Genomic DNA, 14318 nt, shown 5'->3' on the forward strand with positions numbered 1-14318 from the left:
TCGGCAACAGGAGGTCCCATGTCTGTCGAGAAGAAGAGAGACGTCCTGCTCGAGGTGACGAGCATTCTGCTCATGGCGCTTGCGGCGATAGGGCTGGTTCGTCTTGTTATGAGCGTTACGAGCCTCGTCGGGCAGGGTCCGCAGGGGCTCTCTGCTTCCTTTGAGCAAGCGGGCCTTCCGTCGGGTGATGCCGCAGTGGGCGCGCTGACGGCGATCGGCGTCCTGCTTTCCCTGACGATTCTCGCCCTCCAGTTGGGGGCGGGTATTTGTGGGCTGCGCCTTTTGCGGGGCCGGGGCACGGCCCGGCGCTGCGAGACGCTGGGCATTGCCGCGTCCGGGGCGAGCGTGGTCGCATGGCTCACCGACCGACTCCTGCTGGGGCTTGCGGGCACGGCCGACGTCGCCTGGCTTCTCTGCGCGATGCTCGTTCCGCTGCTGTTCTATAGGGGTGCGCGCGGCGGGGTGATGAGCGATTTCTGGGAGGGCATCAAGCGCAAGCCCGTTGCGCCCGCGGCTCAGCCCGTGGACAAGGTGGTGAACCGCTTCGCCCTGGATCACGAGAAGGAGACCCTGCGTCCCGCGCAGAAGGGGGAAGACGTTCTGGTCGAGTTCCTCTCCCTCGACGAGTATGAGCAGCGCTCCTCCGACTCTCCGATCACGCGGCACGTCGCACGTAGTGCGCGCTCGATTCACCACTGCCTGGCGAGCACCTTTGGCGATGCGGTCTACGGAACCCTCCTCATTCCCCGGGAGGCTCTGGGCGCTTCGGGCATTCCCCTCGCCGATGACGTGCCCCTGGCGTTCTGCCTGTCGCGCGACCGGCTGACGCTCGTGGGAGACGACGAGGCCGCGGAGGGGTTCGTCACCTACTATGTCGCGCATCAGGTGCTCGAGAAGCGCGCGGCGGCCGCGGTTCTCCTCGAGCTGCTTGACCTGGTCATCCGCGATGACATGGCCTTTTTATCCGACGTCGAGGATGGGCTCGACCGTCTTGAGGTCAACATGGGCAAGGACGTGAGCGAGATACCCCAGGACCTCGATGACTTCGTGATCAGGGAGCGCTCTCAGCTTCATGCGCTGGAGAGCTTCTACCGCCAGATCACGGACGTTGCCGACACCGTGGCAGTCTCGCCTGCCGAGGTGGCCAGCACTCCGGTGCAAGAGCTCTTCCGCGAGCTCTCCGCGCGCTGCGAGCGCCTTGCCGCCGATGCGCGCGATCTGCGCGACTATGCGCTGCAGATTCGCAACATGTACCAGAGCAAGGTTGACGTCCGACAGAACAAGGTGATGAGCGTGCTCACAATCGTCACCTCGATCTTCATGCCGCTCACTCTGCTCACCGGCTGGTATGGCATGAACTTCGAGAACATGCCCGAGCTGCGCGATCCCAACGCCTACTACCTCCTCATCGCGATCGCGGCGATTGTGATCACGGTCGAGGTGATCGTCTTCAAGGTGAAGCGGTGGTTCTAGGGCGCAAGAAGTCGCAGGCCTAGGCGCCCGACCTATGCCGCAAGCCCCGCCACCACGGAGACAAGCGCGATGATCACGCCCACGATGGACTCGCCGCCCAGCAGGCCGGACGCCACCACGATACCGGACTCCTCGGCAGCGGCGGCGTCGCGACCGCGCGAGCGCATCGCGTGGTCGTAGACGAGCTTGGCCAGGGTCCCCAGAAAGGCCGTGAGTGACATGTAGAACGGCAGGTAGACGCCCAGACCCAGCATCATGGACGGGATTCCCGCAAGATATAGGAGTAATCCCGCCGCAAGGCCCGTCGCGAAGGCGGGCACGCTCGGGATGCCCGAGACCATCGTGGCCACCACGCTTGCCTGCGCGGAGACAAAGAGTCTGCCCGGGCCAAAGGCGTCCGGTCCGTACGCCCGCAGAAGCGCACTCAGGATCACGACCGAGACTACCACGCCCACGAGCGCTCCGATCGCCTGCCCCATCCAGAGCGTGCGTGGGCTCGTGCCGATGATCGCACCCGTCTTGAAGTCGCTCATGACGTCACCGGCAAGGCCGCATGCCACGGCCACCACGCCAGCCACGAAGAAGAGCTTCACCTGGGGAGTATTAGAAACGGCGGCCACGACGAGCAGCACGATGAGGCCAAAGATCTCCATCGGGTCGATGCCGGTCTGTCCCACAGACTGTGCGCTCATGATGGTGGTCACGAACGCGAGCGCCACGACTACGAGGGCAACCATGGGGCCCAGCTCTAGGCCAAAGCATATGATGAGCGCTGCAGCTGCCACCAGTAGCGAGAGCAGCCCGGCGTCGGCACGGCTGGAGACGTCTCCGCTCTGCCCGTTCTTGCCTCTTTCACGCGATTGACCACGCAGCACCCCTGCGGCCTTGGGCAGGACGTCCTTCACCACCACGCCGATGCCCGAGCCCATCATGAGTCCCATGCCCAGGCTGGACACGATGCCCGAGGCCGCGACGGCGTCCCACAGGCCAGCGGCTACGCCGCCCACGACGATGCCGAAGTTGCCCAGGAGAGCACCGGCGAACCAAAACGCGATCGCCGTCGTCCCTACGAGAAAGCCCACCGAGAGGAGCATCGGGGAGTTGTAGATCGCAAAGCTCACGCCCGGGATGGGCAGCGCCGCGACCATGGTGGGCAGCACGCCGAGCACGTCACGTAGGGCGCACCAGATTCCGGAGAGGGCCATGGAGCCAAAGAGCCTGCGACCGGTCCCGCTGTCGGAGCGGGTGGCCTTGAGAGTCTCGGCCGCGGCGGTGCCGATGGGGTACTCCAGCCCGGACTCCTCCACGAAGCGCCTTCGGATAAGAGCCGTGCACACCAGGCCCAGAAGCGTTCCCGCCAGGGCCACGAAGAGCATCTCCTGCCAGCTGACCTCGTCGGCGAGGTCGAGCATCCAGATGCCGGGCAGCGTGAAGGAGAGGCCGCCGGCGACCATCGAGCCAGCGGACATGATGACCTGCGTGATGTTGGCCTCGTTGAGACTCGTGTGTCCCAGAGCGCGCAACAGGACAAGCGCGGTTATGGAGGTGAAGATGGTGGGCCACGGCAACGAGCCCATCTTGAGGGCGGTATAAACCGAAGATGCTGTGATGATGACGCAGCCGATGCATCCGATCAGAATGCCGGCGGGGCTCAGCTGCGCGCGCAGACCTGCGCGGTCGCTCGAGTGGCTCATGGGTGCTCCCTCGTATATCCGCTTCCCCAGGGGAAGTCGGGTTACGGCGCGGACCGCTACAGTATAGTCTGGGAGCATGCGGATGGCCGTCGAATCTTGGAGGACGCATGGGCGAGCGCGAGGAGCGTGCGGACAAGAACGTGCTGGCCGTGGACGTGGGGAACACGACCACGAGGCTGGGGCTCTTCTCGGCAGGTGAGCTTGCGGGGACCTGGGAGCTCACCACGCCCGCGCGACTCACCATCGACGAGGCGCGTCTCGCGGTGCTCCAGGCGCTTGAGGCACTCGGCGTGCCTGCTCCCGAGGGGGCCATCCTGGCCTGCGTGGTGCCATCGCTCGTGGACGTCTGGCGTGCCGCGCTGGCCGCGAGCTGCGAGGGGCGCGCCCTCGTGGTGGGGCCGGGTCTCAAGACGGGCCTGCGCATGCGCTACGACGACCCCTCCGAGGTGGGGGCCGACCGCGTGGCCGACGTGGTGGCGGCTCGCGCCGACCACGGCTGCCCCGTGGTTGTCGTGGACCTGGGGACGACCACCAACTTCGAGGTCGTGAACGCCCAGGGTGTCTTTCTGGGCGGCGTCATCGCGCCGGGCATGGCCCTGGGGGCTCGTGCGCTCAACCAGGCTGCGGCTCGCCTGCCCATGGTGGAGCTGCATGCCCCGGCCTCGGTCATCGGGAGAAGCACGCGTGCGGCGATGCAGTCAGGCGTGGTCCTGGGCGAGGTCGCACGAATCGATGGGCTCCTGGACGCGATGACGGATGAGCTGGGGCAGGTCGCTCAGGTGGTGCTCACGGGCGATGGCGCGCGCGAGATGTCGGCGCTTCTACGGCATGACGCCTGCGTCGACGACACCCTCACGCTGCGCGGGCTCTGGCAGCTCTGGCGCACGAACCAGCGGTAGGGGCGGCAGGCATGGCGGCCAAGGTGACGCTCAAGGACATCGCGCGCGAGGTGGGCCTCTCGCCGGCGGCGGTCTCGCTCGTGCTCAACGACCGCCCGTGCAGGATCTCCGCCGAGAACCGCCGGCGCATCAAGGAGGTCGCCCGCAAGATGCGCTACGTTCCCAACCAGATCGCGCGCAGCCTCGTGACGCAGCACTCGCAGACCGTCGGGCTCATCGTGCCCAACATAGAGAGCCGGTTCTTCTCGTCTCTGGCACGCCGCCTCGAGCTGGGGTGTCGCGAACGCGGCTACGCCCTTATCATCACCAACTCGGATGACTCGCCCACGAACGACTCCGAGCTCGTGCGCCTTCTGGCCAATCGTGGCACCGAGGGCCTGCTCGTGGTGGCGTCCGACGAGGCCGACGCGGACGAGCGCCTGATTACCGCGCTCTCTGAGCTGCCGGTCCCCTACGTGATGGTGGACCGCTTGTTTGGGGGTCTCTCCTGTGACAAGGTCTCGTTCAACAACGAGCAGGGCGGCTACCTGGCCTGCCGGCATCTGCTCGAGGCGGGGCACCGCAGGATTGCCTGCATCGTGAACCGAGCGTCCAACACGGGTCGCGAGCGCCTGGCTGGCTACGAGCGCGCGCTCGTCGAGCGGGGCGTGGACCCTGACCCGGCCCTCGAGCTCGAGAGCGCCTACTACATCGCCGACGCCTACGCCGCGGCAGGAGACCTTCTGGACACGAATGCCACGGCTGTCTTTGCGAGCTCGGACAACATCGCGCTGGGGCTGCTCAAGCGCCTCTACGTGCAGGGGATGCGCGTGCCGCGCGACTGCTCGGTGGTGAGCTACGACAACTCGGCGGCCGACGTGCTCTTTGAGCCCGCGCTGACGTCCATCGAGCAGAACGTCGACGAGCTCGCCGGCGCGACGTTAGAGCTACTGTTTCGAAGGCTTAAGGCCGATGCCGCAGCGTGCGAGCCGATCGAGGCCGAGGCGCGCATCCTCATGCCGCGCCTGGTGGTCAAGGACAGCGTCCGCGCGCTGTAAGCCCTTGGCTGGTGAAGCGGCGGTCCTGGCTGACGAAGCGGCGAAGGGTCGAGCCTGCCAGAGCGCACGGAGCGACGCCTCCAGAGAGCAAAAGTGTGCAGTCAGGCAGGCTCGTGCATAAGCGACGGATTCTCTCATAAATGCGTGTAATTCTCAGGTGATAAATCGTTTTATCACCTATACTGCCCTTGACAAAGAAGTCTCTCCACACGAGGGGAGGCAGGCGAGAAGAAGGAGAGCATCATGGCTCAGTCCGTCATCGGAACCCCGTGGCACCGGCTCAACGAGGCCGTTCCCGAGGAGGAGCTCAAGGGCGTAGACCGCTACTGGCGCACGGCCAACTACCTGTCCGTCGGCCAGATCTACCTGCGCAGCAACCCGCTCATGCGCGAGGGCTTCTCGCGCGAGGACGTCAAGCACCGCCTCGTGGGCCACTGGGGCACCACGCCCGGCATCAACTTCCTCATGGGCCACGTCAACCGTCTCATCGCCGACCATCAGCAAAACGCCGTCTTCCTCATGGGCCCCGGTCACGGCGGGCCGGCCGGCACGGCGCAGTCCCTGCTCGACGGCACCTATCGCGAGGTTCGACCGGACATCACCAATGACGAGGCTGGCCTGCAGAAGTTCTTCCGCCAGTTCTCCTACCCTGGCGGCATCCCCAGCCACTTCGCGCCCGAGACCCCCGGCTCCATCCACGAGGGCGGCGAGCTCGGCTACGTGCTCTCCCACGCCTACGGCGCGGTTCTGGACAACCCCAGCCTGCTCGCGGTAGCCGTCGTGGGCGACGGCGAGGCCGAGACGGGCCCCCTGGCAACCTCCTGGCAGACCAACAAGTTCATGGACCCGCTCACGGATGGCATCGTCCTGCCCATCTTGCACCTCAACGGCTACAAGATCGCCAACCCCACGATCCTCGCCCGCATCTCCGACGGTGAGCGTGACGAGTTCTTCCGCGGCATGGGCTATCACCCGTACAACTTTGTTGCCGGCTTCGACGACGAGGACCACGCGTCCATCCACCGGCGCTTCGCGGCGCTCCTCGAGGCCGTCTTCAACGAGATCTGCGACATCAAGAGCCGTGCGGCTGCCGGAGAGGCGTCGCGCCCGTTCTACCCCATGATTGTCTTCCGCACGCCCAAGGGCTGGACCTGCCCCAAGACGATCGACGGCAAGAAGACCGAGGGCTCGTGGCGCGCGCACCAGGTGCCCCTGGCCTCCGCGCGCGACACTCCCGAGCACTTCGAGGTCCTGCACGGCTGGCTCGAGTCGTACGATCCCGAGGAGCTCTTCAACGACCGGGGACAGATCCGCCCTGAGGTCACGGCCTTCATGCCGAGCGGCGAGCTGCGCCTGGGCGCCAACCCCAACGCCAACGGTGGGCTTCTCCGCACGCCCCTTGAGCTGCCCGACGTTCGCAAGTACGAGGTCCCCGTCGCCGAGAAGGGCCACGGCTTTGGCGCCACGGAGGCCACGCGCGTCCTGGGCGAGTACACGGCCGAGCTCATCAACAATAACCGCGACAGCTTCCGCATCTTTGGCCCGGACGAGACGGCCTCCAACCGCCTGCAGCCTTCCTACCAGGTGACGGACAAGCAGTGGTTCGGCGGTGGCGTGTACGACGACCCGGCTAACGATGAGCACCTCTCTCCGGTGGGCAACGTCATCGAGCAGCTCTCCGAGCACCAGTGCGAGGGGCTTCTGGAGGGCTATCTGCTCACCGGCCGCAACGGGCTGTGGTCGTCGTACGAGTCGTTCGTGCACATCGTGGACTCGATGGTCAATCAGCACTGCAAGTGGCTCGAGGCCACCGTGCGCCACATCGACTGGAGAAAGCCCATCTCGGGCCTCAACATGCTCATGTCGAGCCACGTCTGGCGCCAGGACCACAACGGCTTCTCTCATCAGGACCCCGGCTTCGTGGACATCCTACTCAACAAGTCGTTCAACAACGATCACGTGGTCAACATCTACTACCCGGCCGACGCCAACCAGCTCCTGGCCGTGGCCGAGCGCGCCTACACGTCCACGAACTGCGTGAACGCCATCTTTGCCGGCAAGCAGCCGGCGCCCACGTGGCAGACGCTTGACGAGGCCCGCGAGGAGCTCTCGGTGGGCGCGGCCGAGTGGACGTGGGCATCCAACACCGCCACCGGCGAGGAGCCCGACATCGTCCTGGCCTGCTGCGGGGACGTGCCCACGGGCGAGGCCGTGGCCGCGCTTGACCTCCTGGACCAGCTGGGCGTGAAGGTGCGCCTGGTGAACGTGCTGGACCTGCTCAAGATCCAGAACGCCTCCGAGAACGACGAGGCCATGAGCGACGAGAAGTTCGTCGAGCTCTTCACCGCCGACAAGCCCGTGCTCTTTGCGTTCCACGCCTATCCCGGCACGGTCCGCCGCCTCATCTGGGAGCGCCCCAACCACGACGCCTTCAACGTCCACGGCTACCAGGAGCAGGGCTCCACGACCACGCCGTACGACATGCTGCGCCTGAACGACATGGACCGCTGGGCCCTGGCCGCCGACGCGCTGCGCATGATCGACGCTTCGAAGTGGGCCGACCAGATCGCGGAGTGGGAGCAGTTCCGCCTGGACGCGTTCCAGTTTGCCGTCGACAACGGCTACGACCACCCGGCCTTCACCGACTGGAAGTGGCATGGTGCCTCCGACGCCGGCGAGGTCACGAGTGCGACCAAGATGACCGCGGGCGATAACGAGTAGGAAGCGCTCGCAGGACGTGCTCTTAGGCGCCCCCGCACCTTGTCTGGCTCATTGCGCTTGCGCGCAAAAGCGCCCGACAAGGGTGCGGGGGCGCGGCGTGTCGAGCGAAGGGCGCTTAGCAACGAGAAGGGCACGTCCAGTTTAAACATCCTTTGCAATAAAGGGCTGATAATCACCCCACTGCAACTGAAAACGTTTACCATATCTGTTTAAAAGCGGACGACCTCGCGAAGAAGCGGACGGTGGGTATGAAGAGCGTGGGCGTGCGAGAGATCAGCAGGAAGACGGGCTTCTCGCCGGCCACGGTCTCGAACGCGCTCAACCACAAGCGCAGCGTCAACAAGGAGACCGCCAAGACCATCATGCGCGTGGCCTTGGAGCTGGGCTATCAGCGACCGGGCAAGCTCAGCCAGATTCGTTTTGTCCTGGCGAGAAAGAACGGCAAGGTCCTCGACGAGGGGACGTTTCATCCCGGCGTCATCGAGGGGGTGGAGCGCCAGGCGAGCGCCAACGGGCTGCAGACGGCCTTCACGACGATCGAGCTCGCCAACCGCGAGTCCGCCGCGCGTCAGGCCTATGACATCACGCACGAGGCCGGGGGCGGCGTCGTGCTTCTGGGCACGGAGATGGCCGAGGATGACTACAACCTGTTCAAGGACCCCGTGGTTCCCTTCGTGGTCGTGGACGGATGGAGCGACCACCTGTTCTTTGAGTGTCTCGTCACCTCGAACGAGACCTCGGCGTTTCGTGCCGTGAGCTATCTGACCAACATGGGCCATCGCGAGATCGGCTACATAGCGGGCGGCTACCGCATCAAGAACTTTCCCCTGCGCGAACGTGGGTATCGCAGAGCCCTGCGCGAGGCGGGCCTGACGGCCAATCCGGACTTTCGCGTGGAGGTAGGAACCACGGTCGGATCGGCCCACGAGGCCATGCGCGCGTGGCTGGACACGCGGCCCGTGCTCCCCACGGCGTTTTTCGTGGAGAACGACATCATGGCACTTGGCTGCATGCGCGCGATGACGGAGTTTGGCATCAAGATTCCCGACGACGTGTCCATGTTTGGCTTCGATGACCTCACGTTTGCGAGCATCGCCAACCCGCCGCTCTCCACGATGCGCGTCCCTACGCGTGAGCTCGGCGAGCTGGCCGTGGCCACGCTCATCGACCGCATCAACAACCCGCGCACCTTCACGAGCGTCACGCACCTCTCGACTGAGTTCGTGGAGCGCCAGAGCGTCTGTCGCCTCTAGGCATCGTGCCCCTGCGCGGCTGCGTGCTCTCGTGTAATCTAAACATCACTAAACACTTTTGTACTATTAGTAGTAAAAAAATAACTAAACACTTGCTCAAATGACCGCTCACGGGCAAAAACTGACCTCTAGCGGCAGTGGGCTAAGAACTCTCGCTACGCAGAAGGTACAACAGTATCAAGAGGTACGAGCTGGGAGAGAAAAGCTCCTGTCTTCCATTTCTGCGGGGCAGAACAGGAGATAGACAGACAGACTGCTTTCCATCGCTTGTGCGCTTGAAATATCACACTACCTGAGGTTCATTTAGTCGGCACACAGAGAGGCAGCTCGCGCGGACCGTTTCTTTGGGGTTAAGTAAGCACAAAACGAGTGTTTACTTATTGTTTTGTATCCGGTCAACGGATACCGAGACTGAGCCGGCGGGGAAGCGCTGGCACAAAGGGAAAGGGAAGGGGAAGGACATGGGCAAGAGCATTTCAAGAAGGAACTTTTTGAGGAGCAGCGCGGTAACGGCTGGGCTGGGCTCGATGGCGCTCCTGGCTGGCTGCAGCGGAAGCGATTCCTCTGGTGACGCCACGGGCGGCTCCAGCGACGGGGGCGACGTCAAGATCGGCGTCTCCATCTGGAGCTCGACCGACGCCCTCGGCAAGCTCTCCGTCGAGATCATCCAAAAGGCGGCCGACATCCTTGGCGTCGAGATCACCACGGTTGACCAGGGTCACGTCTCGGAGCAGGTCACGGCCTCCATCGAGACGCTTTGCGCCGCCGGCTGCAACGGCATCGTCGTCTGCAACTCCGCCGACTCCGAGATGACCTCCTGCATCAACACCTGCGACGAGAACGAGGTCTACCTCGCCCAGTTCTACCGCATGATCAACAAGGACAATAGCCCCGACGTCTACGGCGTTGCCGAGAGTTCCAAGTACTACGTCGGCGCCGTCCACGAGGACGAGGTCGGCAACGGCGAGAAGCTCGTCGAGATGCTCACCGCCGACAACGACCAGGCCTACGAGGGCATCCAGAAGGGCGCCCGCAACATCAAGCTCGAGGCTTGGACCGTCGGCGACGCCACCTTCCAGGAGCGCTGGAAGGGCTATCAGTCCGGTATCGAGAAGTGGAACTCCGCCAACCCGAGCGATCCGGCGACCCTGTCCGACCCGGTCTACGCCAACACCTCCTCCTCCGAGGGAGCCAACGTCACGCAGCAGTTCTACAACACCGATCCCGACATGGATGCCCTCATCATTGCTGGTGGTGGCGGCGACCCGCTCGTGGGTTCGGTCGGACAGCTCAAGAACATGGGCCTCACGGGCAAGATTCGCGTGGCGTCCACGGACTTCCTCGACGACCTGAAGGAGCAGCTCGAGACCGGCGGCATGTACTGCGAGTCGGGCGGGCACTTCTGCGACCCGCTCTACGCGTTCCTCATGGTCTACAACGCCTGCAAGGCCAAGGAGGGCTACGTCCCCGAGGCAGGCAGCTTTGGCAAGGAGATCAAGTTCCCCTACGTGTTCGTCTCGTCCGTCGCCGAGTACGAGGACTACGAGAAGTACTTCGTCGACGAGGCTCCCTACACCGACGATGAGATCAAAGAGCTCGCCGACAAAAGCTTCGACGACCTCGACACGGCCGCCACCTCACTGTCCATCGAGGACGTCAAGACGCGTCACGCATAGAACCGCCGCTCTTTCCTCGCGGGGGCGATCCTCTGGGACCGCCCCCGTCCCCTTGGAAAGCGTGCTCGCGTGAAAGGATCGGTGAATGGAACTTCTCAAGAAAGCGTCGAAGAGCCAGTGGTTCGGCGTGGGCCTCCTGCTTGTCATCACGGCCGTGTGCTGGGCACTCTTCAAGGCGCTGACACCCGGCACCTTTGGCTCGCCGGACCAGATACTCACGTACCTGCAGACGGGCCTCATCTATGCCGTGGGGGGCTGCGGCCTGTACTTCATCGTGGTCATGGGCCTCTGGGACTTCTCGATCGGGTCGGTGCTCGTGCTGTCGTGCCTTCTGTCCATTGGTTTCTCGCAGATGTTCGGCATCGCGGGCCTCGTCGTCGCCCCGATCCTGTGCGGCGCGCTCCTGGGCGCCCTCAACGGACTTGCCTACATCAAGCTGCGCATTCCGTCCCTGATCGTCACGGTGGGCCTCTCGCTCATCTATGAGTCTTTGAGCGTCTTTGCGGCAGACTGGGCCGGAACGCGTCTAGGCGACGCCTACAAGCTCTTCGGTTCGTATCCCGTCAACCTCGTTCCGGCGATTCTCGCCTTCTTACTCTGCGGCTTCATCTTGAAGTACACGAAGCTCGGCACGTACGTTAACGCCATCGGGGCCAACGAGCTCACGGCCAAGAACATGGGCGTGAACGTTGACAAGTACAAGTTCCTTGCCTTCGTGCTCTGCTCGATGTTCGTGGGCATCATGTCCATTCTCTACATTGGGTACGGCACCGCCCAGACCCCCATGACCGGTATGCTCTCGCAGTCGCTGAACTTCAAACCGCTCATGGGGACGTTCTTTGGCGTGGCGTTCAAGAAGTACGGACACCCCGTCGCGGCCATCGTCATCGGTGAGTTCATCATCTCGATGATGTTCGCGGGCTTCGTCGCCCTGGGCATGCCCGTTACGGTCAACAACGTGGTCACGGGTATCACGCTGCTGCTCATCATCTGTTTCACCACCAAGCGCGTCAAGGGCGCCATCGTCAAGTAGGGGAGGGAACCTCATGGATAGGAAGCTTTTGCTACACGCCGAGAACATCGACAAGAAGTTTGGCCCCACGCACGCCGTGAAGGAGGTCTCCCTCGACTTCTACGAGGGCGAGATTCATGCCCTCATCGGGGAGAACGGGTCCGGAAAGTCCACGTTCACCAACATGCTGACGGGAATTTTGCCCATTGGGTCCGGCACCTTCACGCTTGAGGGCGAGCAGGTGGCGCCCAAAAACCAGGTCGACGCCAACCTTCGAGGCATCGCGATCGTCGTCCAGGAGACGGGCACGCTCTCGGGCCTCACGGTTGCCGAAAACCTGTTCTTGGGCAACGAGGACCAGTTCATGCGCCATGGCCTCAAGGACACGAGTGCCATGAACCGGAAGGCCCAGGAGCTTCTGGGCTCCTATGGCCTCGACTACATCAAGGCCACGAGCGCCATCGACCGCTACGACTTCGAGGACCGCAAGCTCGTGGAGATCGTCCGCTCGACGTGGTTTGACCCCAAGGTGCTCGTGGTGGATGAGACCACGACAGCCTTGTCCCAGAAGGGACGCGACAAGCTGTTCGAGGTCATGCGGCACCAGCGCGATCTGGGTCACTGCGTCATCTTCATCTCGCACGACATGGGCGAGGTCCTTGCGATGTCCGATCGGATCTCTATTCTGCGCGACGGCGACTACATCACGACCGTGGAGCGCTCCGAGGTCGACGAGGAGAAGCTCAAGACCCTCATGGTGGGCCGCCAGATGGATGACCACTACTACCGCACGGACTACCCCGACTACACCACGGAGCCCATCGGCGAGGTCGCGGTGTTCGTGCAGAACGTGAGCGTGCCCGGCCATCTCGATGACGTGTCGCTTGACCTGCACAAGGGTGAGATCCTGGGTATCGGCGGTCTGTCCGAGTGCGGCATGCACGAGCTGGGTAAGGCCATCTTTGGAGCCTCGTACGACCGCGCCGGAACGGTCACGCTTGCCAATCGCGTCGAGGTCAATGACATCAACACGGCCATCGACCACTCTATGGCCTACACCTCGCGAGATCGTGACAACGAGTCCCTGCTCATCAACGACACGATTGAGGACAACATCACGTTGCCGTCGATGCGTGACATGGGCATGGTCTTGTCCGACAAGAAGCTGCGCTCCTTCGCCCAAAAGTACGCTGACGTCATGAGCATAAAGATGGTTGGCGTGGATCAGACGGTGTCAGCACTCTCGGGTGGCAACAAGCAGAAGGTCGTGCTCGCACGCTGGCTTGGCAAGCAGAGCGACATCCTCATCCTCGACTCTCCTACGCGTGGCATCGACATCAAGGTCAAGGCTGCCATCTACTCGCTGCTCGAGGAGATGCGCAACCAGGACAAGGCGATTCTCATCATCTCCGAGGAGATCATGGAGCTCATAGGCATGTGCGATCGCATTTACGTCATGAAAGACGGCAAGCTCAACGGGCAGCTCTTCCGCAGCCCCGAGCTCTGCGAGCAAGATCTCATCTCAAAGATGGTCTAGGAGGCGAAAGATGACAACTTCTGAAACGGCACTGGACCCCAAGGGGGGAGCTCCCCTGGCGGGGGCGGGCGAGAAGAAACGCTTCGATGCCTCTGCGCTTCGCAATGCGCTTCCGCTCATCGGCTTCGTCGTGATCGTCGCGTTCTTTGCGATTGCAACGGGCGGCAGCATTCTTACGCCCAAGAACATCACGCTGATTCTTTCGGGCGGCTACGTGCTCATGATCTCTGCCTGCGGCGTCTGGCTCATTATGACGATGGGATGCCTCGACTTCTCTCAGGGGTCCATGCTCGGCGTGTCATGCGCCGTCGTCTGCGCGCTCTCGCAGTACAACCTCGCGCTCGCCATCGTCGGGGGCATTGTCACGGGTGGCGTCATCGGTGCCATCAACGCGTACTTTCACGTGAATCGTCAGATCCTCTCGTTCATCGTCACGATGTGCATGATGTTCCTGCTGCGCGGCGTCTGCGCGTTCATCACGACGTCAAGCCCGGTCTATGCGGCGACGTACGTCACCACGCTTAACAGCATGCCGCTGCTCATGGGCATCACGATCGTAGTGCTTCTCGTCACCTACCTCGTGGTCCGCTTCACGGCAGTCGGCCACAACCTCAAGGCCATCGGCGCCAATGAGAAGGCCGCGCGCTTCGCCGGCGTGCGCGTGAACCGCACCAAGGTCATCGTCTACATCGTGGCAGGCTGCATCACGGGCTTCGCGGCGTTCATCAACGCGATCAAGGTGGGGTCCGTCACCTCATCGGCAGGAAACATGCTCGAGACGCAGCTGCTCATTGCCATGGTCCTGGGCGGCATGCCCATCAACGGCGGTGCGAAGGCGCGCTTCTCGAACGTCGTCATCGGGGTGCTCTCCTACCTCGTGCTGCAGAAGGGCCTGGTCATGATGGGATTCACGACCGAGATCCAGCAGCTCATCCTGGGCGTCGTCTTTGTGGCCATGGTTGCGCTGTTCTCGGATCGCGGACCGAACCAGGTCATCAAGTAGTTTCTCCTCCCTT

At 63.5% G+C, this 14318-nt stretch carries 10 protein-coding genes; 9 read left to right on the forward strand and 1 reads right to left on the reverse strand.

The genetic code is table 11. From position 1 onward, the window contains the following. Nucleotides 1-18: 18 nt before the first annotated feature. Nucleotides 19-1473 (forward strand): magnesium transporter CorA family protein, encoded by a 1455-nt coding sequence (locus tag INP52_RS01145; RefSeq protein ID WP_194371662.1) that lies wholly within the window; start codon nucleotides 19-21, stop codon nucleotides 1471-1473. Between the two features lie 32 nt (nucleotides 1474-1505). Here INP52_RS01145 and INP52_RS01150 read toward each other — a convergent pair whose 3' ends face one another. Continuing rightward, nucleotides 1506-3167 carry an OPT/YSL family transporter gene (locus INP52_RS01150; RefSeq protein WP_194371663.1) on the reverse strand — a complete coding sequence of 554 codons (1662 nt, stop codon included), beginning with the start codon at nucleotides 3165-3167 and terminating at the stop codon, nucleotides 1506-1508. A 107-nt stretch (nucleotides 3168-3274) separates the two neighbouring features. On the opposite strand from INP52_RS01150, the gene INP52_RS01155 reads away from it, so the two are divergent. The 8 genes from INP52_RS01155 (at nucleotide 3275) to INP52_RS01190 (ending at nucleotide 14305) form a co-directional block, all read left to right on the forward strand. After that, entirely contained in the window at nucleotides 3275-4066 is a 792-nt protein-coding gene (locus INP52_RS01155) for a type III pantothenate kinase (RefSeq protein ID WP_194371664.1), read from the forward strand. Nucleotides 4067-4077: 11 nt separating this feature from the next. Further along, nucleotides 4078-5103, forward strand: a complete 1026-nt coding sequence (locus INP52_RS01160; protein WP_194371666.1) for a LacI family DNA-binding transcriptional regulator — start codon at nucleotides 4078-4080, stop codon at nucleotides 5101-5103. A 243-nt stretch (nucleotides 5104-5346) separates the two neighbouring features. Next, nucleotides 5347-7824 (forward strand): phosphoketolase, encoded by a 2478-nt coding sequence (locus tag INP52_RS01165; RefSeq protein WP_194371668.1) that lies wholly within the window; start codon nucleotides 5347-5349, stop codon nucleotides 7822-7824. A 248-nt stretch (nucleotides 7825-8072) separates the two neighbouring features. Further along, nucleotides 8073-9077, forward strand: a complete 1005-nt coding sequence (locus tag INP52_RS01170) for a LacI family DNA-binding transcriptional regulator (protein WP_194372813.1) — start codon at nucleotides 8073-8075, stop codon at nucleotides 9075-9077. A gap of 461 nt (nucleotides 9078-9538) precedes the next feature. Further along, nucleotides 9539-10753: a sugar ABC transporter substrate-binding protein gene (locus INP52_RS01175; RefSeq protein WP_194371670.1), complete on the forward strand. Its 1215-nt coding sequence runs from the start codon at nucleotides 9539-9541 to the stop codon at nucleotides 10751-10753. Nucleotides 10754-10838: 85 nt separating this feature from the next. After that, entirely contained in the window at nucleotides 10839-11786 is a 948-nt protein-coding gene (locus tag INP52_RS01180) for an ABC transporter permease (protein ID WP_194371672.1), read from the forward strand. A 13-nt stretch (nucleotides 11787-11799) separates the two neighbouring features. Beyond that, complete coding sequence (locus INP52_RS01185; RefSeq protein ID WP_194371674.1) at nucleotides 11800-13302, forward strand: sugar ABC transporter ATP-binding protein; 1503 nt, start codon at nucleotides 11800-11802, stop codon at nucleotides 13300-13302. Nucleotides 13303-13312: 10 nt separating this feature from the next. After that, a complete protein-coding gene (locus tag INP52_RS01190; RefSeq protein ID WP_194371676.1) occupies nucleotides 13313-14305 on the forward strand; it encodes an ABC transporter permease in 993 nt (330 codons plus the stop codon). Nucleotides 14306-14318 lie beyond the last annotated feature (13 nt).

It is taken from the genome of Thermophilibacter immobilis (assembly GCF_015277515.1).
GTDB classification, from domain to species: domain Bacteria; phylum Actinomycetota; class Coriobacteriia; order Coriobacteriales; family Atopobiaceae; genus Thermophilibacter; species Thermophilibacter immobilis.

Excerpts from the sequence above, each read along its gene's own strand:
- INP52_RS01165 (WP_194371668.1), top strand. The coding sequence starts at position 5,347 with ATGGCTCAGTCCGTCATCGGAACCCCGTGGCACCGGCTCAACGAGGCC.
- INP52_RS01185 (WP_194371674.1), top strand. The coding sequence starts at position 11,800 with ATGGATAGGAAGCTTTTGCTACACGCCGAGAACATCGACAAGAAGTTT.
- INP52_RS01170 (WP_194372813.1), top strand. The coding sequence starts at position 8,073 with ATGAAGAGCGTGGGCGTGCGAGAGATCAGCAGGAAGACGGGCTTCTCG.
- INP52_RS01150 (WP_194371663.1), bottom strand. The coding sequence starts at position 3,167 with ATGAGCCACTCGAGCGACCGCGCAGGTCTGCGCGCGCAGCTGAGCCCC.
- INP52_RS01160 (WP_194371666.1), top strand. The coding sequence starts at position 4,078 with ATGGCGGCCAAGGTGACGCTCAAGGACATCGCGCGCGAGGTGGGCCTC.
- INP52_RS01180 (WP_194371672.1), top strand. The coding sequence starts at position 10,839 with ATGGAACTTCTCAAGAAAGCGTCGAAGAGCCAGTGGTTCGGCGTGGGC.
- INP52_RS01175 (WP_194371670.1), top strand. The coding sequence starts at position 9,539 with ATGGGCAAGAGCATTTCAAGAAGGAACTTTTTGAGGAGCAGCGCGGTA.
- INP52_RS01145 (WP_194371662.1), top strand. The coding sequence starts at position 19 with ATGTCTGTCGAGAAGAAGAGAGACGTCCTGCTCGAGGTGACGAGCATT.
- INP52_RS01190 (WP_194371676.1), top strand. The coding sequence starts at position 13,313 with ATGACAACTTCTGAAACGGCACTGGACCCCAAGGGGGGAGCTCCCCTG.
- INP52_RS01155 (WP_194371664.1), top strand. The coding sequence starts at position 3,275 with ATGGGCGAGCGCGAGGAGCGTGCGGACAAGAACGTGCTGGCCGTGGAC.